The organism is Streptomyces malaysiensis subsp. malaysiensis, assembly GCF_040653035.1.
Classification (GTDB): domain Bacteria; phylum Actinomycetota; class Actinomycetes; order Streptomycetales; family Streptomycetaceae; genus Streptomyces; species Streptomyces malaysiensis.
On the sequence record NZ_JBEZNG010000004.1, the window covers coordinates 133,548 to 155,558 of the forward strand.

At 69.5% G+C, this 22,011-nt stretch carries 19 protein-coding genes, 1 tRNA gene and 6 pseudogenes; 9 read left to right on the plus strand and 17 right to left on the minus strand.

Annotated elements, in window-relative coordinates:
- Positions 1-118: 118 nt before the first annotated feature.
- The 3 genes from AB0E24_RS10135 to AB0E24_RS10145 all read right to left on the minus strand — a co-directional run bounded on the left by AB0E24_RS10135 (position 119) and on the right by AB0E24_RS10145 (position 3,827).
- Positions 119-1,528, minus strand: coding sequence for a lyase family protein (locus AB0E24_RS10135; protein ID WP_079259504.1), 1,410 nt, complete (start codon positions 1,526-1,528; stop codon positions 119-121).
- Positions 1,525-3,030 (minus strand): NAD-dependent succinate-semialdehyde dehydrogenase, encoded by a 1,506-nt coding sequence (locus tag AB0E24_RS10140; protein ID WP_359375964.1) that lies wholly within the window; start codon positions 3,028-3,030, stop codon positions 1,525-1,527. Before AB0E24_RS10140 ends, AB0E24_RS10135 begins: the two co-directional genes overlap by 4 nt.
- 98 nt (positions 3,031-3,128) lie before the next feature.
- The gene (locus AB0E24_RS10145; protein WP_069872580.1) at positions 3,129-3,827 is read right to left on the minus strand and encodes a type 1 glutamine amidotransferase domain-containing protein; all 699 of its coding nucleotides are present in this window, start codon (positions 3,825-3,827) and stop codon (positions 3,129-3,131) included.
- A 208-nt stretch (positions 3,828-4,035) separates the two neighbouring features.
- Between AB0E24_RS10145 and AB0E24_RS10150 the strand changes: the two genes are divergently transcribed.
- From AB0E24_RS10150 to AB0E24_RS10160, 3 genes and pseudogenes are all read left to right on the plus strand, one after another.
- Positions 4,036-4,905 carry a helix-turn-helix transcriptional regulator gene (locus tag AB0E24_RS10150; RefSeq protein ID WP_069872582.1) on the plus strand — a complete coding sequence of 290 codons (870 nt, stop codon included), beginning with the start codon at positions 4,036-4,038 and terminating at the stop codon, positions 4,903-4,905.
- A 202-nt stretch (positions 4,906-5,107) separates the two neighbouring features.
- Positions 5,108-5,344, plus strand: a complete 237-nt coding sequence (locus tag AB0E24_RS10155; protein WP_359375967.1) for a hypothetical protein — start codon at positions 5,108-5,110, stop codon at positions 5,342-5,344.
- An 87-nt stretch (positions 5,345-5,431) separates the two neighbouring features.
- A pseudogene (locus tag AB0E24_RS10160) lies at positions 5,432-5,732 on the plus strand (integrase); the annotation flags it as partial.
- 58 nt (positions 5,733-5,790) lie between these two features.
- Here AB0E24_RS10160 and AB0E24_RS45975 read toward each other — a convergent pair.
- Both AB0E24_RS45975 and AB0E24_RS10165 read right to left on the minus strand, forming a co-directional pair.
- Positions 5,791-6,135 (minus strand): annotated as a pseudogene (locus AB0E24_RS45975) (IS982 family transposase); the annotation flags it as partial.
- A gap of 80 nt (positions 6,136-6,215) precedes the next feature.
- Entirely contained in the window at positions 6,216-6,485 is a 270-nt protein-coding gene (locus tag AB0E24_RS10165; protein ID WP_359376354.1) for an SDR family oxidoreductase, read from the minus strand.
- On the opposite strand from AB0E24_RS10165, the pseudogene AB0E24_RS10170 reads away from it, so the two are divergent.
- Positions 6,472-6,639: pseudogene (locus tag AB0E24_RS10170) on the plus strand (VOC family protein); the annotation flags it as partial. The gene AB0E24_RS10165 and the pseudogene AB0E24_RS10170 sit on opposite strands and share 14 nt — an antisense overlap.
- A gap of 63 nt (positions 6,640-6,702) precedes the next feature.
- Here AB0E24_RS10170 and AB0E24_RS10175 read toward each other — a convergent pair.
- The 7 genes and pseudogenes from AB0E24_RS10175 to AB0E24_RS10205 form a co-directional block, all read right to left on the minus strand.
- Positions 6,703-7,224 (minus strand): annotated as a pseudogene (locus AB0E24_RS10175) (transposase); the annotation flags it as partial.
- Positions 7,223-7,630, minus strand: a pseudogene (locus tag AB0E24_RS10180) (site-specific integrase); the annotation flags it as partial. The pseudogenes AB0E24_RS10175 and AB0E24_RS10180, both read right to left, overlap by 2 nt.
- 484 nt (positions 7,631-8,114) lie before the next feature.
- On the minus strand, positions 8,115-8,843 hold the full coding sequence (gene npdG, locus AB0E24_RS10185; protein WP_069872586.1) for an NADPH-dependent F420 reductase: 729 nt from the start codon (positions 8,841-8,843) through the stop codon (positions 8,115-8,117).
- A gap of 45 nt (positions 8,844-8,888) precedes the next feature.
- Entirely contained in the window at positions 8,889-10,298 is a 1,410-nt protein-coding gene (locus AB0E24_RS10190; protein WP_359375969.1) for an NAD-dependent succinate-semialdehyde dehydrogenase, read from the minus strand.
- Positions 10,299-10,391: 93 nt separating this feature from the next.
- Positions 10,392-11,135 (minus strand): transglutaminase-like domain-containing protein, encoded by a 744-nt coding sequence (locus AB0E24_RS10195; protein WP_069872647.1) that lies wholly within the window; start codon positions 11,133-11,135, stop codon positions 10,392-10,394.
- A gap of 47 nt (positions 11,136-11,182) precedes the next feature.
- Entirely contained in the window at positions 11,183-12,244 is a 1,062-nt protein-coding gene (locus AB0E24_RS10200; protein WP_359375972.1) for a TIGR03619 family F420-dependent LLM class oxidoreductase, read from the minus strand.
- Positions 12,241-13,059 (minus strand): Rv0792c family HTH-type transcriptional regulator, encoded by an 819-nt coding sequence (locus AB0E24_RS10205; protein WP_087684320.1) that lies wholly within the window; start codon positions 13,057-13,059, stop codon positions 12,241-12,243. The genes AB0E24_RS10200 and AB0E24_RS10205 overlap by 4 nt, the downstream gene beginning before the upstream one ends.
- Before the next feature lie 172 nt (positions 13,060-13,231).
- On the opposite strand from AB0E24_RS10205, the gene AB0E24_RS10210 reads away from it, so the two are divergent.
- The 4 genes from AB0E24_RS10210 to cofC all read left to right on the plus strand — a co-directional run bounded on the left by AB0E24_RS10210 (position 13,232) and on the right by cofC (position 18,493).
- Complete coding sequence (locus tag AB0E24_RS10210; protein ID WP_351371546.1) at positions 13,232-13,543, plus strand: putative quinol monooxygenase; 312 nt, start codon at positions 13,232-13,234, stop codon at positions 13,541-13,543.
- Between the two features lie 68 nt (positions 13,544-13,611).
- Positions 13,612-14,973 (plus strand): MFS transporter, encoded by a 1,362-nt coding sequence (locus AB0E24_RS10215; protein ID WP_147965942.1) that lies wholly within the window; start codon positions 13,612-13,614, stop codon positions 14,971-14,973.
- Positions 14,974-15,272: 299 nt separating this feature from the next.
- Positions 15,273-17,837, plus strand: coding sequence for a bifunctional FO biosynthesis protein CofGH (locus AB0E24_RS10220; protein WP_359375975.1), 2,565 nt, complete (start codon positions 15,273-15,275; stop codon positions 17,835-17,837).
- 2 nt (positions 17,838-17,839) lie between these two features.
- Positions 17,840-18,493, plus strand: coding sequence for a 2-phospho-L-lactate guanylyltransferase (gene cofC, locus AB0E24_RS10225; RefSeq protein WP_359375977.1), 654 nt, complete (start codon positions 17,840-17,842; stop codon positions 18,491-18,493).
- 73 nt (positions 18,494-18,566) lie between these two features.
- Here the strand turns inward: cofC and AB0E24_RS10230 are convergent.
- The 4 genes and pseudogenes from AB0E24_RS10230 to AB0E24_RS10245 form a co-directional block, all read right to left on the minus strand.
- Positions 18,567-18,791 (minus strand): annotated as a pseudogene (locus tag AB0E24_RS10230) (aminoglycoside phosphotransferase family protein); the annotation flags it as partial.
- Positions 18,792-18,855: 64 nt separating this feature from the next.
- Entirely contained in the window at positions 18,856-19,767 is a 912-nt protein-coding gene (locus AB0E24_RS10235; protein ID WP_069872600.1) for a phosphatase PAP2 family protein, read from the minus strand.
- 94 nt (positions 19,768-19,861) lie between these two features.
- Positions 19,862-20,818 (minus strand): hypothetical protein, encoded by a 957-nt coding sequence (locus AB0E24_RS10240; protein ID WP_359375979.1) that lies wholly within the window; start codon positions 20,816-20,818, stop codon positions 19,862-19,864.
- The gene (locus AB0E24_RS10245; protein ID WP_079259496.1) at positions 20,815-21,156 is read right to left on the minus strand and encodes a PadR family transcriptional regulator; all 342 of its coding nucleotides are present in this window, start codon (positions 21,154-21,156) and stop codon (positions 20,815-20,817) included. The genes AB0E24_RS10240 and AB0E24_RS10245 overlap by 4 nt, the downstream gene beginning before the upstream one ends.
- A gap of 274 nt (positions 21,157-21,430) precedes the next feature.
- On the opposite strand from AB0E24_RS10245, the gene AB0E24_RS10250 reads away from it, so the two are divergent.
- Complete coding sequence (locus tag AB0E24_RS10250; protein WP_359375982.1) at positions 21,431-21,919, plus strand: hypothetical protein; 489 nt, start codon at positions 21,431-21,433, stop codon at positions 21,917-21,919.
- Here AB0E24_RS10250 and AB0E24_RS10255 read toward each other — a convergent pair.
- Positions 21,901-21,985, minus strand: a tRNA-Leu gene (locus AB0E24_RS10255). The genes AB0E24_RS10250 and AB0E24_RS10255 overlap by 19 nt on opposite strands.
- Between the last annotated feature and the right edge of the window lie 26 nt (positions 21,986-22,011).

Genomic DNA, 22,011 nt, shown 5'->3' on the forward strand with positions numbered 1-22,011 from the left:
CGACAAGCCAGGTCGGCGCAGGGCCAAGCGCCGCCCGTACCCGCTGCTGAGGACGAAACCGTCAGGCCCCCTGTCTACCTCATGACGAGAACGGCCGTGGCGCTGTACGGCGGGGCGATCAGTTGGCGGCGAGGTGGGCGAGGGGGGTTGGCGGTTCGAGGAGCGATGCGGTTTGGGTGCGCCAGAGGCGGGTGGTGGTTTCGGCGGTCCGGTGTGCCTGTCCGAGGTAGTTCTCCGGCTGGGTGTGAAGGCCGGGCAGGAGTGTGTCGAGGTGGTGTTCTGTCAGGACGTCGCGCAGGGTCTGCGTGAGGTGTGTGCCGGTGGTACGGGTACGGGTTGCGGCTTCGTGGACAAGGTCGTGGGCGCGTTCTCGGCCGACGGGTCCGGCCAGCGTGATCATGTGTGATTCCGCCATGATGAGGCCGCCGCCGCTGTCGAGATTGGTGCGCATGCGGCGGGCGTCAACCCGGAGTCCGCGCAGGAGGGCGATTGTTTCTGTGAGGGCCGTTCCGGCGGATACGGCGAGTTCGGGCAGGACGCGCCATTCGGTGTGCCATTCGCCGGCGGCGCGCTCATGGCCTGCTTCCTGGGCGCGGAGCAGCGCGGAGGTGAGGGCGCCGACGGTGCCGCTCAGTCCGATGATGCTTTCAGAGGTGATCGGGTTGACTTTCTGCGGCATGGTCGAGGATGCGCCGCGGTGGTCGCTGTAGGGCTCGAAGACCTCGGCGATCTCGGTCCGGGAGAGGTCGACGATGTTGCGGGCCAGGCGCGCGCATGTCGCGGTGAGCAAGGAGCACAGCCAGCCGAACTCGGCGACTCCGTCGCGGGCCACGTGCCAGGAGGTCGCGGTGTCGTGCAGGCCGAGCAGACGGGCCATGTCGCTTCTGATGGCTGCCGCGTGAGGGCCGAATGCGGCTGCGGTGCCGCCGGCTCCGGACAGGGAGATCATGCCGATGCGCGGTGCGGCCTGGGCCAGGCGCTGCCGGTGGCGGGTGAACTGCGCCAGGAGGGTGGCCAGGGTGGCGCCGAACGTGGTGGGTACGGCCTGTTGGCCGTGGGTGCGGGCCGCCATCACGGTGGAGGCGTGTTCGGTGACGCGGTCCGCGAGGACATCGCCGAGTTCGGCGATCCGGCGTTCGAGAGCGGCCAGGGAGCGGACCATCTGTAGGGCGAGACCGGTGTCCATGATGTCCTGCGTGGTGGCGCCGTAGTGCACCCGGCCGTCGGGTCCCGGCGGGAGCTGGCGGCTAATCTGCCGGACCAGGCCCAGGATGGGGTAGCCGACGGTGCGGGCAGTGCGCCATAGCTCTTCGCGGTCGATGTGGTGCAGCTGTGCCGCGTCGCGGATGGCGGCGGCCTCCGCGTGGGTGAGCACTCCGGCTTCGGCCTGGGCCTGGGCGAGAGCGCGTTCGGCGGCGAGCCAGCTGTTGAGGGTCGCGTCCTCGCAGAAGAGGGCACACTGTTCGGGGTCCGTCGCGAGTCGGCTGGTCAGGGAGAAGGGTTCCGGCAGCGGGTCGTGGGTGTTCATGACGGGTCCTGGGTGGCGGGGGTACCGGCGTCGGCGGGAGTGTCGATGGCGATGTACTTCTGCTCCAGGTATTCCTCGATGCCGGAGTTGCCGCCCTCGCGGCCGGCACCCGAATGCTTGATGCCGCCGAAGGGCGCCCCAGGGTCGGAGACGTAGCCGCGGTTGAGGCCGACCATGCCGCTCTCGATCTGTTCGCTCATCCGCAGTGCTCGGCCGAGATCGCGGGTGTAGAGGTAGGCGACCAGGCCGAACTCGGTGGCGTTGGCCATCGTGAGGGCCTCGTCGTCGCTGGAGAAGGTCCGGATGGCGGCGACGGGACCGAAGATCTCCTCGCGGCTGATGCGTGCGCCGTCGGGGATGTCGGTGAGCACGGTGGGCGGATAGAAGTAGCCGGGCAGGTCGGGGGTGCTGCCGCCGGTGTGCAGCCGCACGCCGCCGGCGATGGTCTCCTCCACCAGCTGGGCGACACGGTCGCGCTGGGTGCGGTCGATCAGCGGGCCGAGGTCGGTACCGGGTTCCGTTCCGCTGCCGAGAGTCAGGCCGCGCATCCGGTCCACGAGATGCTCGGTGAATTCCTGCGCGATGTCGGCATGAACGAGGAAGCGGTTCGCCGCGATGCACGCTTCGCCGATGTTGCGCAGCTTCGCGGTCATGGCGCCGTCCACCGCCGCTTGCAGGTCGGCGTCGGCGCACACGATGAACGGGGCATTGCCGCCCAGCTCCATCGAGGTGCGCAGTACGTTGGCGGATGCCTGGGCCAGCAGCAGCCGGCCGACCGCGGTGGAGCCGGTGAAGGAGACCTTGCGCAGCCGCGGATCCTTCATCAGTGCCTCGGACACCGCAGCAGCGTCGGCGGTGGGAAGGAGGTTCAAAACGCCGGCGGGCAGGCCGGCCTCGATCAGGACTGTGGCCAGTGCGATGCTGGTGAGCGGGGTCTGCGGGGCGGGCTTGAGGACCATCGTGCAGCCGGCGGCCACAGCGGGGGCGATCTTACGGGCCGGCATCGCCAGAGGCGCGTTCCAGGGCGTGATCAGCAGGCACGGTCCGACGGGCTGGCGCACGACCAGGACCCTTGCCGTTGCGTCCTCGCTGACTTTCCAGGTCCCGTCGATGCGGACGGCTTCCTCGGCGAACCAGCGCAAGTATCCGGCCGCGTAATCGACTTCCGCACGGGCCTCGGCGAGGGACTTGCCCATCTCCAGAGTGATGAGCCCCGCGAAGTCCTCACGGCGCTCCAGCAGCAGGTCGTGGGTGCGGCGCAGAATGCGGCTGCGCTGTCCCGGCGATGTTGCGGCCCACTGCGACTGCGCCCCGGCAGCCGCGCCGAGGGCGTCGAGTGCGTCCGTGGTGCCGGCATCGGCGACCCGGGCTACCGGTTCGCCCGTCGCGGGGTTCTCCACGGGGAACGTGGCGCCGCCGGCTGCGGGCAGCCACCTTCCGCCGATCAGTAGCCCCTGCGGCAGAGCATCAACGCCATAGGGGCGTGGCGTGCGGTCCGTCATGGTGGTTTCTCACCCGTCGTCGAAGGAGGAAATGCAAGAGGTGCGGCCCGGGCCGCCGCTGCCTGGAGGAGTGTGCGGCGGCGGCCCGGGGCGAGGGGTCAGCCCGCTGCCAGCGCGGTGTTGATCGCGTCGGCCATCGGGGTGCTGGAAGCCGGGTTCTGGCCGGTGAAGAGGTTGGCGTCCTGGATGGTGAATGCCTGGTAGGGGTCACCCTGCTCGTGCCGGGCGCCCATCTCGCGCAGACGGCTCGCCAGCAGCCACGGAGCGTTGTCGGCGGTGCCGAACAGGCGCTCCTCCTCGTCGGTGAACGCGGCCATCCGCCGGCCGGAGAAGATCCACTTGCCCTGCTCGTCGACCGCGGACAGCAACGCGGCCGGACCGTGGCAGACCGCGCCGACGATCTTGCCGGCCCGATCGGCCTCGATCAGCAGTCGGCCCAGGTTCGCGTCCTGGAAGAGGTCGACCACGGGGCCGTGCCCGCCCGGCAGCACCACCGCGTCGTAGTCGGAGGCCGAGACCTCCTCCAGCTTCAGCGGCGGCCCGAAGTCGCTGAGCGCCTTCTGCGCGTGGGCCACGTGCCGGGCACAGTCCTCACCGGCGATCGCCGGGTCGGCGCTGTGCTTGTCCAGCGGCTGTAGCACACCCCCGGGGGAGGCGAAGTCGACAGTGTGGCCGGCGCCGACGAATGCCTCGTGCGGCGCAGCGAGCTCCTCCGCCCAATAGCCCGTGGGGTACTGCGAGCCGTCGGTGCGCTCCCACACGGCGGCTGCGGACATGACGATCAGAATGCGACTCATGACTTTTTCCTCGGCTTCTCGCTGTCAGCCGGTCACCTGCGGGACCGGGCTGCCGGATCGGCTGATCCGGCAGCCCCTCCACTGTCACCCGCCCCGGCCGCCTGACGGCGGCCATCATCGGCCCTGACCTGCCTCGGTCCGCCTTTCCTAGGACTGACAGTCCTTGTTGAGGCGGCCGTGACCGCAGCGAATCGGCCACACTGGATCCATGGCCGCCTCGAACCGTGAACTCGCCGATTTCCTGCGCCGGGCCCGTGCCCAGTGCGACCCGGCGCGCGCAGGACTGCCGCCGGACACCCGCGTACGCCGCGTACCCGGCCTGCGACGCGAAGAGGTGGCACGACTGGCCGGAGTCTCCGCCGACTACTATGCCCGCCTCGAACAGGGACGCCACATCACCCCCTCACCCGCAGTGGTCGAAGCACTGGCCCAGGCACTGGAACTCGACGCCGCCGGCCGTGCCCACCTCAACGACCTCATCGGCACCACCACCGCGGTTCCCCGACGCCGACGTCCGCCAACCGTCCAACGCTTGCGCTCCGGCCTCCACCAGCTGCTGGACTCCATGGAGGGCACCCCCGCCCTGGTCCTGGGACGCCGAGCGGACGTCCTGGGCATCAACCGGATAGCCAAGGCGCTGTTCACCGACTTCGACGCCCTGCCGCCAGCTCAACGCAACTACACACGGTGGCTCCTCCTCGACCCGGAAGCCCGCACCCTCTTCGTCGACTGGGACCTCCAAGCCCGCGCAGCCGTGGAAAACCTCCGCCTCGACGTCGGCCGTACCCCCGACGACCAACCCACTCAGGACCTCGTCACCGAGCTGAAGGAAAACAGCACAGAGTTCGACCGCTGGTGGCAGCAGCACCGCGTCCACCAGCGCACCCACGGATCCAAGCGACTGCTCCACCCGCTCGTCGGTGAGGTCACCGTGCAGTACGAAACCTTCGCCCTCCCCGGAGACACCGAAGCAGCTGTCTTCCTCTACAGCACCGAAGCAGGCTCCCCGTCCCGTCACGCACTCGACCTCCTCACCTCCTGGACGCTCACCCCCACCGTCCCTCGCAGCGAGTCCTGAACTCCGCGAGCCTCGGTCACCCAGCGTTACGTCACTGGCATCGCGCTTGCCGTGGCCGATATCCCGGGCGTGTGGGTGCCAGAATCTGTGTCACCCTATGCGACCTGCGAATATTCGTGGATAAGGCCGCCGAGTCGATCGCGTCGACGAATGCGAGTGTTGTCCCTGGCGATGGGCGGTTCGGGACTGGTGAGTTGGTCTGGTGGCCGTTGTCCGAGGGATCGGTGCGGCAAACCATCCGGAACAGCGCTGCCATGACAGCCCGATCGCTCCAGGAAAACCGAGGCCGTGGCTGGATGCGTCGCGCGACAGTGAGCTGGTGCCGGAGCATCAAGATCTCGACATCTTTCGCCGCACTCGACCGGGCCAGCAGCGCAAGCCATCGGAAGAGCTGACACGCGAGCTGATAGATCAGGCGTATCGCCACGACCCAGCATGATGCCGCACAGCACTCGCTGGCTTCCTGTGCTCTGGCAGACCCGAACCCGAAGGTCACCCCGGGTGACACAGTTTCCGGCACCCACAGGTCCGCCCCGAGACCATCTTGCACTGGCATCGCGAACTGCTCAGGCGGCGCCATGCCGCAACCTGCGTACCCAGGCGACGCGGACGCCCGCGCACCCTACCCATGGTCCTGCGCCTGGCCAGGGAGAATGCCTCGTGAGGCTCTTCTCGCCTGCGATCTTTTCGAAGTCCGCACGCTGACGGGGGCGCGCCTGTACGTCTTCGCCGTCATCGAGCACACCACCCGTCGTATCAGGGTCCTCGGCGCCACGGCACACCCCACCGGGGACTGGATCGTGCAGCTCGGACGCAACCACCTTCTCCACGCCCTGCGCAAGCACCAGCACGCGGCGTGAACTGCACGAATGATTTATCGGCACCCGCAATCCCGCACGGCACCGGGGTGGAGTCTGTGATCCACGCCGTGTCCAACCAGAAGTCCGTGTCCCGCGCGAGCATACGGATCACCCGCTTGACCAAGGGCAGCGCGGCACGCAGCCGCTTGTTGTAGCCCGGGCGCTTCGGCCGGTACGGGAAGAGCGTGGCGAGGCGCTGGCCGACGAAGCGCAGCCGGCGGGCCTCGTTGTGCACCTGCAACAGCGCCTGGGCGACGGCCAGGCACACCAGTTCCGAGTCGGACAGCAACGGTGGCCGCCCGCACCAGCGGTCAGTGACCAACTCGTCGTCGATTTTCACGCACAGTGCGGTCGTTTGCGAGCACTCCATGTCGCCGCTTTGCCGTCAGCGTCGCGCGGTGTGCTTCACTGCGCGACGTAACGCAGGGAAACGGCCTTTTAGGACGTGCCCTACCTCATGCGGGTGGCGTCGATTCCGCCGTCGATGTCGAAGGTTGCGCCGTGGACGAACGCCGCTTCGTCGCTGGCCAGCCAGCGAACTGCGTAGGCGATGTCGATCGGGCGCACGGGCGCCCCCGCGGGGGTGTCCTTCGTCATCGCTGCGAGAACATCGACGAAGGCTCCGTTGCCGGGCGTAGCCGTCGCTCCCGGCGCGACTGTGTTGACGTGCACGCCGCTCGGCCCGTACTCCGCTGCCCAGGCGCGCGTGAGCTGCTCGATTGCTGCCTTCTACGACGAGGCCATCGCTTTCTACGTGGACGTGCTGGGGTTCTCTCTCCTGGAGGACACCCGTATCGATGACGGGAAACGCTGGGTTGTCGTTGCTCCACCCGGGGCGAGGGAATCGGCGGTGCTCCTGGCCCGGGCCGTGACCGGTGGGCAGGAGGCTCGTATCGGCGACCAGACCGGCGGCCGTGTCGGCTGGTTCCTGAACACCGCCCTTGTCGCTGCGGATGCGGGCGCGTTCCTTGCGCTGGGCGGCGAGTACCTCGGGGTGGTGGGCGTTGGCGTTGCGCCAGCGCAGGTAGCGGTGCGGGGCTCGGATCTGCGTGGGCTGGCTGCGGTGGTTCGAGTTGGTCAGGGTGAGCTGCCGCAGTGGGCCGAAGTGTGCCTCGATCGGGTTGGCCCAGGAGGCGTAGGTCGGGGTGAAGCACAGCTCGACCTTGTTCTTCTTCGCCCAGCGGCGGATGTCCGCGCCGGTGTGGGCGGAGAGGTTGTCCAGAATGATGTAGATCGGGGCGCCGTCGAGCCGGGCCGCGCGGATTGACTTCAGCGCGTCCAGGCTGTTGGCGGTGCCTTTGCGGCGGCGGTTGACGCCCCACAACAGGTCATCGCCGACGGAGTAGCAGCCATGGAAGTAGGTGACGCCGTGGGTGCGGCGGTAAGTCGCCGACAGCCGGTCGGGCTTGCCCTGTTCGGCCCAGCAGGAGCCCGGAGTGGGGCGGATCCCGAGCGGCCCGCTCCCGCAGATGCACCTCGCGCCGGGCGATCAGCCGGTCAATGGCCATCTTCGAGCGGGCCGCGGGCTCGGAGTCCGGCACCGCCAGCCGCTTCGCCCAAGCCGGGACCGTCGGCCTCTCATAGGCACGTTCGGCACACCAGCCGAGCCAGGACTGCACTCCAGCCCGGCGAGCGTTCCAGGTGTTGACCGCCACAGTTCCCCAGAGCAGTTCGAGGACCTCTCCGAGCTCGTCGTCCGCGACCGAGGCCAGAGGCCGAGTCTCGCCGAGCTGTTCGGCGGTCTTGCCCACCCCGATCCCGTAGTTGCGGACCGTGTTCGGATTGCCGAGCGGGTCAAGGAACACGTCCGCCGCCGCCCGGACGGTCAACGCCTTCCCGGCCGGCAGCTGCACGACGGTGGACACGGTTTCCCCTTGCCGCAGACAGGGCCGCTTCGCGTGGCGGCCATGGAACGTCACCGCAGGTGACGGATCAAGTCACCGCAGATGTTGGGGTGTTATCCGTGGGAAGGCTTCGGACCGGTCCAGCCGCCGACACCCCGGCGGCCGCCCACCAGGGCCGACGGGGGCTTAGCGCACGATCTGACATGGATGTTCCTCACCCCCTAACAGACGCCCTCCCCCCGCCGACACCGCCGGCGTGTCCGACGCACCGGGCGGTGAACCGCGCTGGCTGTCACGCGCCGTACGGCCGCAGCGTATGGCAGCCGACCGCTGCGCCCCTATATGCGTCAGGTGACTGGTCCCGGATGTTCGCAGCACGCAGATGGGAGCCCTGAAACGGCTCACGGTGGCCTTGACGGAGAAACGAGACACAGCGTCCGTTGTCGGCGTCGGCGACCGCGCAGCGCCTCGTGGACACCTGAAGAAGTGCGGGTCTACGGCCGAGTTACGCGGAGCGGCCGAATCCTGGCCGGGCGAGAGGTTCGGGGAGACCTGTGAGCCGAATGCCGGCGTGGGTCTTGTAACGCCTGTTGATCCCGATCAGCAGGGCGGTGATCCGCTCGCAGACACCGCTCATGTCCAGCAGGCCGCAGTCGACGGTGCGCAGCCCGGGGATGCGGTTGATGAGGTCCGCGGCCAGGGTCTTGTCGGCCGTGTGGTCACCGCAGAGCAATACGTCCTCGTCCAGCCGGAGCTCGATGTCCTGCAAGGTGGCGGCGCTGACCGTCTGCAGAGCCGAGACTATGCTTGTGCCGTCCGGCAGCAGGGCCTGGGCCTGTTCGGCGGCGGAACCGGCCCAGGGGACGATGGGACGCAGGCCGCGGGGGCCGACGGGCAGAAGAGGTGCGGTCGTGTCGATGACCAGTTGTCCGGGCTGGATGGCTTTCGCAATGGAGCGCATCGTCTCGACGTGTGCGCTGAAGGGCACGGCGACGACCACCGCCGCCGCGCCTTCGATCATTGTGGTGTTGTCCCCGCCGACCGCTCCGGGGAGTTTGTCGGCGCAGCCCTGAGCCGCTTCTGCACGCCGGGATCCGATGCGGACGTTGACGCCGCTGTGGGCCCACCGGGTGGCGAGCCCAAGACCGAGGGCGCCGGTGCCGCCGACGATGGCGACGGTGTTCTCGTGGTGCGTTGTTGTGGCGGGGAGCGAGTCCGGCTGAGTGACTGTCATGGGTGATCGCCTTCGGTCGGCTGGTTCGGGAGAAGAGAATGCTGGTCATTCGCTGAGGGGGTGGCTCTGTGCGTTGTGTGCGGGGCCGATCCACACGCTCTTGACGTTGGTGAACTGACGGAGTCCGAAGGCGCCCAGCTCGCGTCCGTAGCCGCTGCGCTTGATGCCGCCGAACGGCAGCCGCGGATCGGAGGCGACGATCCCGTTGACGAACACCGCGCCGGCCTCGATACCGGGAATCAGGCGATCGGCGCGCTCGAGGTCGGTTGTCCAGAGCGCGGCGCCGAGACCGAATTCGGTGGCGTTGGCGATGTCGACGGCCTGGGCCGGATCCTTCGCGGAGACGACGGCGGCCACCGGCCCGAACGTCTCTTCCGCTGCGACAGCCATCGTCGGGGTGACCTGGTCCAGGACAGCGGGCACGTAGAAGTAACCAGGGCCGTCGAGGACCGTGCCGCCGGTGACGATACGGGCGCCCGCTGCGGTACTGCGCTGGACCTGGTCAACGAGGTCGTCGCGGAGAGCGGACCGGGCGAGAGGGCCGATCCGCACATCGCGGCGGAAGGGGTCGCCCACGGTCAGTGCGGCGACACCGGCAGCGAAGGCGTCGGTGAACTCCTCGGCGACTGCTTCCTCGACGATGAACCTCTTGGCGGAGATGCAGCTCTGCCCGGTGTTGAGCATGCGTGCGCTGACCGCTGCCGCCGCGGCGGCCGGGATGTCCGCGTCCGCGAGGACGATGAAGGGGTCGGAGCCGCCGAGTTCGAGGACCTGAGGCTTGAGGTGTCGGGCGGCCATCGCGGCGACGGTGGAGCCTACTTCGGTCGAGCCGGTGAGGGTCAGGGCGTGGATGCGCGGGTCGGCGATGAGGTCCGGCACCGCGTCAGGGCCGACGAGCAGTGTGGTGAACAGCCCGTCCGGGCAGCCGGCCCGGTTCCAGATGTCCGCGATCGCCAGGGCGCAGCGCGGGACGTTCGAGGCATGCTTGAGCACGATCCCGTTGCCGGCCAGCAGCGCGGGCGGCGCGAAGCGGAACACCTGCCAGAGCGGATAGTTCCAGGGCATGACTGCCAGGACGAGGCCCAGCGGGTCGAAGGCGACGTGGCTGCGGGCGGCCCCGGTTGCCACGGGCTGGTGCATCAGTAGTTCCGGTCCCTGCGTCGCGTAGTACTCGCAGCACCAGGCGGACTTGTCGACCTCGGCTTCCGCTTCGGCGATGGGCTTGCCCATCTCCTCGGTGATGAGTGCGGCGAGTTGGTCCCGTTCGGCGCGCAGTAGCGCGGCGGCCCGCTCGAGGTGCTCGGCCCGTGCCGGTACGGGTATCGTCCGCCACCTCCTGGCGGCGAGGGATGCCCGCTCGACTGCCGCGTCGACAGCTGTCGGCGAGTGGGGGGTGAACTGGGCGATGACTTCCTCGGTGGCCGGGTTGACGGAGTTGATCTGGTGAACGGCCATGGTGGCCTCACTCCTTGGGGGTTGACGTGATGTTCCGCGAAGGGCGGGCATGTCCGCCGGTCGGTGTCTCGGGGCGCTCCTCGCGTGGCCGGATCAGGCGACGGAAGTGCGGCCGACCAGCTCCGGATCGGGGCCGCTCCACAGCACGTCGTCGCCGGCGACCCGCTCGTGCGCGGCGGGCGAGGCAAGCGCTTCGAGGACTTCGCCGGCGACCTGCTCGTACCATCGCGCCACTTCGGCGGGATAGTCGGCGTAGCTGCCGTTCTCCCGCAGCACGGGCCCCTCGACGGTCGGGATGTCCGTGACGCCGTCGTAGGTGACGGTGTAGGGCTTGCCCAGACGGGTCGCGGTGGGCGCGTCGATGGTCGCGTCCAGCTTGATCCACCGGCCGTCGAGGAAGGCTTCGCCGAGCGAGTGCCACGGCAGTGGCCGTCCGACCGGCCCTCCCCACAGGGTGCGGACCTCCGGTGAGAGGAATTCCATCTTCGGGGCGTGGAGCGCCTGGAACGCGATGCGGGCAGGGATGCGGGCGGCCCTGGACAGGGCGACGAAAGAACTCGCCTTGCCCATGCAGAAGGCGACGCCGTGGGCGAGGACGTCGCTCGCCGCCGATTCGCCCTCGGCGAGATAGCGGAACGAGGCGAGGATGTCGTAGGGCAGGTCGCGGACGTAGTGGTAGATGCGGCCCAGTCGTTCGCTGTCGGTGGTGGCACCGTCCGTCAGCTCTCGTGCGGTGGATACCACGAGCGGGTGGTCGGAATCGATGTAGGCGGTCGGCCCCAGGTACGCCTCGTCGATGGTGGTGAGCTCGTTGTGTGCGGTCGTCTCGGAGGTCACGAAGTAGCCCTTCGTTGAGTCGTTGGCGTCGTGGTCGCGCAGCTGGGTCAGGTGGGTTGCGTGTGCCGTGCGGGCTTGATGTGGGGCAGGATCTGCTCCCCGACGACGTCGAGATAGGCCGAGTCCGCGACGTCCGGGATGGCGAACAGGAAGTGGTCGATGCCGGCATCCTGGTAGGCGCGGATGCGCTCGACACAGGCTTCCGGCGTCCCGGTGATCAGTCCGGTGTCGGGAATCGACTGGAAGCGGGTACGCAGCTCGTCCTGCTGTGCCGAGGAGTCGGTCGGTGCGAGCAGGGTGGTGATCGACAGGCGCAGGGTCGCCGGGTCGCGGCCGATCGCCTCGCACTCACGGTCCAGGAACGCGCGGCGCTCCGCGCACTTCTCGGCGGGCCACCAGCGGACGTTGACGCCGTTGGCGTGCCGTGCGGCGATGCGGTGGACGCGCAATCCCTCGCCGCCCACCCACAGGGGCGGATGGGGCTGCTGGAGCGGGGGTGGGTCGCAGACCGCGCCGTCGATGCTGTAGAAGTCGCCGTGGAAGGCGGGGTGCGGTTGTGTCCACACCTGGCGCATCACCTGGAGTGACTCGCCGAGCGCGGTGACCCGGTCCCCGGTCGGGGGGAAGGGGATGCCGTATGCCTCGTACTCCTGCTGGAACCAGCCCGCTCCCATGCCCAGGTCCAGCCGGCCGCCGGAGATGACATCGAGGGTGGCGGCCATCTTGGCGAGCACGGCGGGGTAGCGGTAGGAGTTGCACAGCACACTGGTGCCCAGGCGCACGGTGGTGGTGTCGCGGGACAGGGCCGACAGCGCGGTCCAGCATTCGAGCAGCGGGACCGACGACGAGCGGCTCCGCTGGGCATCGCCGTCGCTCTCGGGTCCGGCGGTGATGCCCGCGTCCCGGACGTAGTCGTCAGGGCTGAGGGTCAGGAAGTGGTCGCACAGCCACACGGAGTCGAATCCGTAGGACTCGGCCGCCTGCGCGGCGCGGACCATGTCGGGATAGTTGCCCACGGCGAGGCCGCGGATGGTCAGGGCCAGGATCAGCCCGACATGGGGCCCGGCCTCCTGGGCGGGGCCTGCGCCGGAGAGATCATCGTTGATCATGGACGTCGCCTTTCTGTCATGTCGGTCATGCCGACCGGGGCGCCCGAGACGGCGCGGGGAAGCGTGACGGTGAATCCGTAGCGTTCCGGGCGGTAGTGGAAGACCACGACTTCCAGCGGGCGGTCGTCGTGGCCGTAGCTGACCCGCTCCAGGACGAGCACGGGCGCGGACTCGTCGATCTCCAGCGCCGCGGCGACGTCCGGAGAAGCTGCGGCCGCGTGGATCTGGTGCTGGGCCTGCGCGATCCGCACGCCCAGGCGCTGCTCCCACATCGTGTACGTGGTCTCGGTGGCGGGTTCGCCGGAGCGCAGCGGCCCGGCCGCCTCCAGCACCCGCGTCGGGAGGTGGATCGTGACGAGCGCGACCGGCTTCTCCCCATCCCCGTACCGGCGCCGGATCGTCAGTACCTCGGACTCCCCGAGGACCTGCGCGACGTGGGGCGGAGCAGGTTCGGTCCCGAAGCTCAGGACGTCGATGTGCGGTGTGACGCCCTGTTCGAGCAGGACCTCGGTGATGGTGCGCACGCCGGAGGACAGCTCCTGGTCCACCGGTTCGGAGACGAAGGTGCCCAGTCCTTGCTTGCGTACCACCCAGCCCTGCGACTCCAGTGCACCCACGGCGGCACGGACCGTGATGCGGCTCAGACCGGTCTCAGCCATCAGCTCCCGTTCCGTGGGCAGGCGCGTCCCCGGCGGCAGCTGCTGCTTGAGGATCAGTGCCTTGATCTGCTCCGCCAGCTGCGTCGTCGCCGATGTCCGGCCCCGCTCGATCCGGAATCCGGCGGCCGACAGGTCGAAGCGAGGCTCGTTACCCATGTCAGATGTCATAAGTCGTATTGAACCCGGCAGCAGGCCCGGACGTGCAACACCCCCTTCGGATGTCACGGCCGGCGGGGTCACCAAACCCTTGACGCATGTCATGAGACGTTTTATAACGTCTTACATCCGGTGGGCGCAAGTAGCCCCGCCGGGAATCAAAGGAGTCCCCGTGCCAGACCAGAACCACGTGACCGTGATCGCCCGCTTCACCCCGGCCTCAGACCGCGCTCCGCAGCTCAAGGCCCTGCTCGAAGGAATGATCGCCCCGACCCGCTCCGAGCCGGGATGCCGCTCCTACGGCCTCTACACCACCGAGACGGAAGCCCCGGACTTCGTCCTCCTGGAGCGCTACCAGGACACCGCAGCCCTGGAGGCGCACCGCACGACGGCCCACTACAAGGCGTACCGCGCCCAGCTGTCCGACCTCCTCGCCAAACCGGTCGAGGTCTCCGTCCTCAGGCCGGTCAACGTCACCGGCTGACAACGGGCATGTCGCGACGTCGCGCGACCGCTCACGCGACGTCGCGCGACCGCTCAAAGGAGAGCACCATGTCCGACCTGCAAAACGACGTGTCGCCCCCCAGAACTCTCGGCCCGTCCCCAGCCGTGCGCCACATCGACAAAAGCAGCCGCCGTGCGCTGTTCGCGTCCTGGCTGGGATGGACCTTCGACGGGTTCGAGACCTACGCCCTCGTCCTCGTCGGCCCCACGGCCGTCGTGGCGGTGGGCACCGAAGCACAGCTGGCAGACCTTCCCACCTACGTCAGCGGCCTGCTTGCGGCCACCCTCGCCGGCTGGGCGCTCGGCGGGATCCTCGCCGGCTTCGCGGCCGACCGACTCGGCCGACGCCGCACCCTCATCCTCTCCATCCTCTGGTACGCCCTCTTCACCGGTCTGACCGCACTCGCACCCGACTACTGGTGGCTGCTCGCCCTGCGCTTCATCACCGGCATGGGACTGGGAGCGGAGTGGGGCAGCGCCACCGCCCTGATCGGCGAACTCTGGCCGAACCGCTCACGAGGACGAGCCGCCGCAGTACTTCAGTCGGGCTTCGGCGTCGGCGCGGTCATCGCCGCGCTGGCCTGGTACCTGCTGGAGCCCGTGGGCGACAACGCCTGGCGCTACCTCTTCCTGATCGGCACGCTCCCGGCACTCATCGTCCTCTACGTACGGCGGGCCGTCCGCGACCCGGAGATGTGGACCTCGGTCCGCGACCGGCGGCGCAAGGCCAAAGCCGCCCACGACGCCGGCAACACCGTCGCAGCCGCAGACAGGGAACTCCTGCGCTCCCCCTTCACCGCCGTCTTCAGCCACGCCCACCTACGCCGTCGCGGGCTGCGGCTGCTCGTGCTGACTGTCGTGTCGGTCATCGGCCTGTACGCCGTGTCGGCCTGGATCCCCGCATACACCGCCCAACTCGCCAAGGACACCGGCGAGACGGGCACCCGATGGGGTGCCAACGCCGGCCTGGTGTTCAACGGCGCCTCCGTACCCGGCTACCTCCTGCTCGGTTACCTGGCCGACCGCTGGGGCCGAAAACCCACCATGCTCCTCTACTACTCCGTATCCGCGGCCGTCGTCCCGGTCTTCTTCTTCGCCGTCCACACCCCGCAGGCGGCACTGGCCGTGGCAGCCGTGGCCGGGTTCTTCATCCTGGGCCAGTTCGCCTGGATGCCCATCTACATGCCCGAGCTGTTCCCCACCTCGGGTCGCGCCACAGCGATCTCCGCGGTGTTCAACTCCGCGCGCATCGCCGGCGCGCTGGTCACCCTCGGCACCGGAATGCTCATCAGCCTGCTCGGTGGGATCACCACCGCGGCCACCATCGTCGGAGTGGTGATGTACGTCATCGCCATCGCCACCGTCTGGTTCGTCGGGCCGGAGACCAGAGGACAACCCCTCCCCCGGTGAACGAACTCCCGGTTCCCACCGGCCTCAACCGCACAACGGCAGCCGGTGGGACCAACTGCGAACTCCGCCTGGCCGGTCAAGCACCACCCCACCCTGGGCCAGGGGCACCGAGCCGCATCACGGCCCCTGGACCCGCCGAGCGCAAGGCGAGCGCAAGGCCGAGAAGGACGACTCGTCCGCGTCGTCCGCCGGCCACAAGCCGGTCCGGGCACTGGTCTGATCCGCCCCACCACCAGGAAAACCCCCGCGAGGCGGAACCGCTCGCCCCGCGGACACGTACGAGATCTGGAGAACCGACCGTGGCCCCTACTGCGAACTCCCTGCGCCGGGCGCTGAAAAGAGCCAGGGACGGAGTGGCCCTCGACGTCGCCGAGGCGGCCGTGCTGCTCCAAGCGCGCGACGAGAACCTGGTCGACCTCGCCGCCTCCGCCGCCCGGGTACGCGACGCGGGTCTCGAAGCGGCCGGCCGCCCCGGCGTGATCACGTACTCCAAGAGCGTCTTCATCCCTCTCACCCGCCTCTGCCGCGACACCTGCCACTACTGCACCTTCGTCACCATCCCCGGCAAGCTGCGCCGGGCCGACCACGGCATGTTCCTCTCCCCGGACGAGGTCCTGGACATCGCCCGCAAGGGCGCCGCGCTGGGCTGCAAGGAAGCCCTCATCACCCTCGGCGACAAGCCGGAGGACCGCTGGCCCGAGGCCCGTGAGTGGCTCGACGCGCACGGCTACGACGACGCCCTCGCCTACGTACGGGCGATCTCCGTCCGTGTCCTGGAGGAGACCGGCCTGCTGCCGCACCTCAACCCCGGCGTGCTGACCTGGACCGACTTCAAGCGCCTGAAGCCGGTCGCGCCATCAATGGGCATGATGCTGGAGACGACGGCGACCCGGCTGTGGTCGGAGCCCGGCGGCCCGCACCACGGCTCCCCGGACAAGGAACCGGCGGTACGGCTGCGGGTCCTGGAGGACGCCGGCCGCTCCTCGGTGCCGTTCACCTCGGGCATCCTCATCGGCATCGGCGAGACGTACGAGGAGCGCGCCGAGTCGCTGTTCGCACTGCGCCGGGTCGCCCGCGCCTACCACGGCGTCCAGGAACTGATCATCCAGAACTTCCGCGCCAAGCCGGACACCGCGATGCGCGGCATGCCCGACGCGGAACTGGACGAGCTGGTCGCCACGGTGGCCGTCGCCCGGCACATCATGGGCCCCGCCGCCTGCCTCCAGGCGCCGCCCAACCTGGTGGACGACGAGTACGAGCGGCTGATCGGTGCCGGCATCGACGACTGGGGCGGCGTCTCCCCGCTCACCATCGACCACGTCAACCCCGAACGCCCCTGGCCGAAGATCGAGGAACTAGCCCGGCGTTCCCTCGCGGCCGGCTTCGAGTTGCGGGAACGTCTCTGCGTCTACCCGGAGTTCGTCCGGCGCGGCGAGCCCTGGCTGGACCCGCGCCTGCTCCCGCACGTCACCGCCCTCGCCGACCCGGAGACCGGACTCGTCCGCGAGGCCGCGGTGGTGGAGGGGCGGCCCTGGCAGGAGCCCGATGAGGCGTTCACCGCCTCCGGCCGCACCGACCTGCACCGCACCATCGACACCGAGGGCCGCACCGGCGACCGCCGCGACGACTTCGACGAGGTGTACGGCGACTGGGGCGCCCTGCGCGAGGCCGCCGCCCCCGGGATGGTCCCCCAGCGCATCGACACCGACGTCCGCCAGGCGCTGGCCACCGCCGCCGACGACCCGACCCGGCTCACCGACGCCGAGGCGCTGGCCCTGCTGCACGCCGACGGGCTCGCTCTGGACGCGCTGTGCCGGATCGCCGACGACGTACGCAGCTCAGCAGTCGGCGACGACGTCACGTACATCGTCACCCGCAACATCAACTTCACCAACGTCTGCTACACCGGCTGCCGCTTCTGCGCCTTCGCCCAGCGCCGCACCGACGCCGATGCCTACACCCTCTCCCTGGACCAGGTCGCCGACCGCGCCCAGCAGGCATGGGAGGTCGGCGCGGTCGAGGTGTGCATGCAGGGCGGCATCCACCCGGACCTACCGGGCACCGCGTACTTCGACATCGCCCGGGCGGTGAAGAGCCGGGTGCCCGGGATGCACGTGCACGCCTTCTCACCGATGGAGGTCGTCAACGGCGCCACCCGCACCGGCCTGTCGATCCGGGAGTGGCTGACCGCCGCGAAGGAGGCCGGCCTGGACTCCGTCCCCGGCACGGCCGCCGAGATCCTCGACGACGAGGTCCGCTGGGTCCTCACCAAGGGCAAACTGCCCGCCGCCACCTGGATCGAGGTCATCACCACCGCCCACGAAGTGGGCATCCGCTCCTCGTCCACGATGATGTACGGCCACGTCGACCAGCCCCGCCACTGGCTCGGCCACCTGCGCACCCTGGCCCGCCTCCAGGAACGGACCGGCGGCTTCACCGAGTTCGTCACCCTCCCCTTCGTCCACACCAACGCCCCCGTCTACCTGGCCGGCATCTCCCGCCCCGGCCCCACCGTCCGCGACAACCGCGCGGTGACCGCCATGGCCCGGCTGCTGCTCCACCCTCACATCCCCAACATCCAGACGAGCTGGGTCAAACTGGGCGCAGAGGGCGCAGCCGATATGCTCCGGTCCGGCGCCAACGACCTGGGCGGCACCCTGATGGAGGAGACCATCTCCCGGATGGCGGGGTCCTCCTACGGCTCCTACAAGTCGGTCCGGGACCTGGTCTCGGTGGCGGAGGCGGCGGGGCGCCCGGCCAGGCCGCGGACCACGCTGTACGGGGAGGTCCCGGAGGAGCGCAGGCGGGCCGCCGATGCCTCCGACGGGCACCTCCCGGAGCTGCTCCCGGTCCTGGACGCGTGATGATGTCCGGCTCACCAGGCAGCCGCTGGACCGTGCTGTTGCCGGTCAAGCCGTTCGCCCTGGGCAAGAGCCGTCTCGGGTCGTGGGCGGGTGCCGCCAGGCGGGACATCGCCCGGGCCGTCTTCCTGGACACGATGGACGCCATTCTCCACACCCCGGAGGTGTGCAGACTGATCGTCGTGACCGCTGATCCGGAGGCCCACGCCCTCGCCGCCGGGGCCGGTGCCGAAGGGATCCACGAAGCCTCGGTCGGCGGTCTCAACGCCGCCGCTCGCCTGGGTGCCGCAGCAGCAGCCGACCACGGTACCGGTGTCCGTACCGGCCCGGTGGCTGTAGTCGCGGCAGACCTCCCGGCGTTGAAGCCGCGCGAACTGGCGAGTGTTCTGGCCGAGGCCGGCCGTCGCCCTCGTGCCGTCCTCGCCGACCATAGGGGCCATGGGTCCACGATCTTGACCGCACAGGACCCGTCATTCCTTCTGCCCGGCTTCGAAGGCGCCTCACGCGCACGGCATGCGGCAAACGGCGCCTACGAGATCGCGCACTCCGGGGTCCCTGGCGCCCGACTGGACATCGACGTACCCGGAGACCTCGCCCTGGCCGCTGCCTTGGGACTGGGGACGCACACCGCAGCGGTGCAGGCGAATCTCCCCCAGTGAGTCGCGCCGCGGCGAGCGGAGTGCGTTTCGCGTGTCGGAAGTCGGAAGTCGGAAGAGGCTGAACGGCGGACAACGCAGCCTGGACGGCATGGAACCGGGCCCACCGCTGGGCGAGTTCACGGTCGAGTTCAGCGGCCTCGGCGAAGACGTCCAAGACGCGGTGGACAGCCTTGCGCAGGTCATCCGCTTCAAGGAGCGTCAGCGCGCGGGACTTCAGCAGTATGCCGCCATCGTAGGCAGGATCTCCCACGTACCCCTTGGGGTCGACAGCCGGCCACGGCTCCCGGCCGGCACGCAGGGCTTGGAGACGACCGCGCAGGTGTGGGCGAACCGGGCGAGGCAGCCGGCCAGCTCCGAATTGGTCAACCCAGTGCGGGGCGTGTGCGGCGTGCGGTGTGTGCGGGCCGCCCGACTGCGGCGTACCAGACCAGGGCCGCACATATGAAGGCCGTCGCCGCGGAGACCAGTGACCTTGTGAGGGTGTCGTTCCGAGCGCCGGAAACGAGGGCGATGGCCAATGCCACCGTCAAGGTGATGACGGGCAGCGCACGGGGGCTTCGCGTGGCACCTGGCGCGGCGGCCGGCGGCAGCAGCCAGGTTGCGAGGCCGTAACAGGCACAGGCCAACAGTGTGGCCCCCAGCACTTCGCTGGGCCGGTGGCCGCCCATGGTGGCGCTGGCGGCGGCGATGCAGGCGAGCCACAGCACACCGGCCGTGGCGATGTAGGGGCGGATGCGGGGGGAAACCACGAGGACGGCGGCGAGAGTCAGCGCGGCGGGGATGGCGGTGTGCCCGCTGGGGAAACCCTGATCAAGGAGATTCTCGGGCGCGCCCACCAGATCGGGGCGGGGCAGGGTCGATTTGAGCACCTCCTTGCCTCCGGTCGTGAGAATGACGACGCCGAGCGCCGCGCACCCCGGCCACCAGCACCGCCGCACCAGGGTGAGGACCACGATGACGGCCAGGCCCACCATCAGGGTGGGCTTGGCGCTCAATTCCAGCGGCGGCAGGGGCGTCGAGCCGTAGGCCGATCCTGACAGGGGGTAGATCCATGCGTCTTCGCTGCCCTCTGAACCGAGACCAAACAGGGCGTTCTCAGCTCGTTGCCCCCACGGGGTGCAGATGGCGAGCAGGTAGAGCGTCAGGAACCCCAGGGTGTAGAGCAGAGCCGGCATCCACGGCCGTGTCGTACGCGACGGGCTGGGATCGGCGGGGCCCTGCCTTGAGGCCCCCGGACGGTGCGTGGGCAGGGCCGGAGAATCGTGCTGAGTCATCGCTCTGTTTCTTCCGTTGAGGGGAGTTAGGTCACGCACGTCTTGTGGCACGACGTGGGCCGCCGGGCTCGGCCGACCCACCGGGGGGCCGCTTCTATTCGGGGAGTGCGTGCCCCTGTCGGCGCTGGGCGGTGATCGCCAGGGCGGGGAGGGGCGCGATCAGCAGGAGGAAAACGACCAGGTCCGGAAGGGACTGCATGAACGCGTCCGGCTGGACGACGATCGCCTGCGTGCGGATGAACGCGATCGCCGCGACGGGGATCAGCCACCGGTGGTCGCCGGTGGCCGCCGTCGCAACCCACGCGCCGAGCAGCGCGGTGACTTCGAGGACGAACAGGCCGCGCTGGAAAGCCGGACTGACGGAGATGATGTGCAGGCCCCCGGCCATGAACATGGCGAGCACGACAGGAGCCAGCCAGCGGTAGGAGTGGCGTCGCAGGCGGCTGGGACGGCAGAGCGCCAGCACGGCGCACGCGGCGCACAGTGTCCCCGAGAGCACCAGGTCACGGGCCGTCAGCGGGGCGCCCAACCCGTAGTAGCTCAAGCCCGCCTTGCCCTCGCTGCCGAAGAGGGTGCGGCCGTGGGTCGTGGCGCCGGCCCAGATCATGGCTGCCGCGGCCGGCAGCGCGATCCACGCTCTGCCACGCAGCAGAGCGATCAGGCAACCCAGCGGGAGCAGCCCGTAGGGCAGCAGCCGTATCCGCGTGGGACCTCCGGCCCACGGATACCAGCCGGAGAAGTGGAAAGCGATGGCATGCTGTCCGGGGTCGATGTGCAGTGCCCAGTGCCACACGTCCTGTAGGTACGGAACCAGCGCCAGCGCGGCGAGGGCCAGGGCGGCCAAATGGATGCCGTCCAGCCACCACGGACGAGCCGCGTCGTCGACGACGGCACGGGCGCGGGCCTGCACCCCGGCACACGCCAAGGCGGCAACTTCCCGCGGCGGGGGCCAGGAACGGCCGGGATACGCCTCGGCCAGGCAGGCCAGCAACTCCTCCCCCTGCCGGGAACGGTAGGACTTGGGATAGGCCACAAGCAGCAAACGGTTCATGCCGGAGCCGCTCCGGCATCCCGCGAGCGTCCGATGACGACAGCCGCCGCCTGCTGCATCCGCAGCGCCTCCCGGCCGAGCGCCTCGGTGCCGCCCTCGGTGAGCCGGTAGTAGCGCCGCGCCCGCCCGTCCACGATCTCCTCATGGTCGGCGGCCAACAGCCCGGCCCGCTCCAACCGCTCCAGCGCGCCGTAGAGAGTGCCGACAGCGATCCGGAGCCGCCCGTCGGTGGCCCGCTCGGCAGCCTTGATGATGCCGTAACCGTGCAACGGACCATTCATGAGCGAAGCAAGGATGAAGTACTGCGGTTCCGTCAAGGACGGGTTCTGGCGTGTCATGCGTCGAGTATATATCGGGCTACGAAGTATTCTGCCAGCCCTGGGTGATCATCGGCCGCGCCTCCACGCCCGCGGCGAGCGTCACCCTCGCTGTCCGCTTCCGTAGTCGGCCGCGCGCACCGCCTCCTGCGCCCGTCGGGACCGATAGTCGCCAGCCCCTGCTTGGCACACTGTTTCCTCGCCCAGCCGACCGTCTCGCCACTCCGCCATAGAGCCGGATACGGCGCTCACGCCCTGGGAGTGCCCTATCTGCCGGCGGACAGCAGGGCGCAAGATGCAGCCCGCGACCATCCACAACCACGTCTACTACCGCTGCGGATTCAACGCCCAGGAACAGGCCCTCTACCCCGACCTCACCCACCCTCGCACCGTGTACCTGCGGGAAGACATCGTGTGCAAGGCCCTGGACCAGTGGATCGCTCGGGCCTTCGCCTCCGACCGGCTCACCGCCACCATCGAAGCACTCGCCCACGCCAGCGCCGCGGCAAGCACCGCGGAAACTCGTACGCCGGAGCAGACTCAGGCACGCCAGGCGATCAAGAACTGCGAGCGACGACTCGCCCGCTACCAAGCAGCCCTCGAAGCCGGAGCCGACCCCACCGTCGTCACCCAATGGATCAACGACGCGCAAAGAGACAAGGAGACCGCTCTACGACGCCCTCGGCATCACCATCAGCTACGAACACACAACGAGGACCGCGACCGTAAGGTCGAGGCCCTCATCGCCGTATCGCCATCAGTATGTGTCCGAGGGGGGACTTGAACCCCCACGCCCGATAAAGGGCACTAGCACCTCAAGCTAGCGCGTCTGCCATTCCGCCACCCGGACCAGGTGTGTCCCGCGGCTGGCCGCGG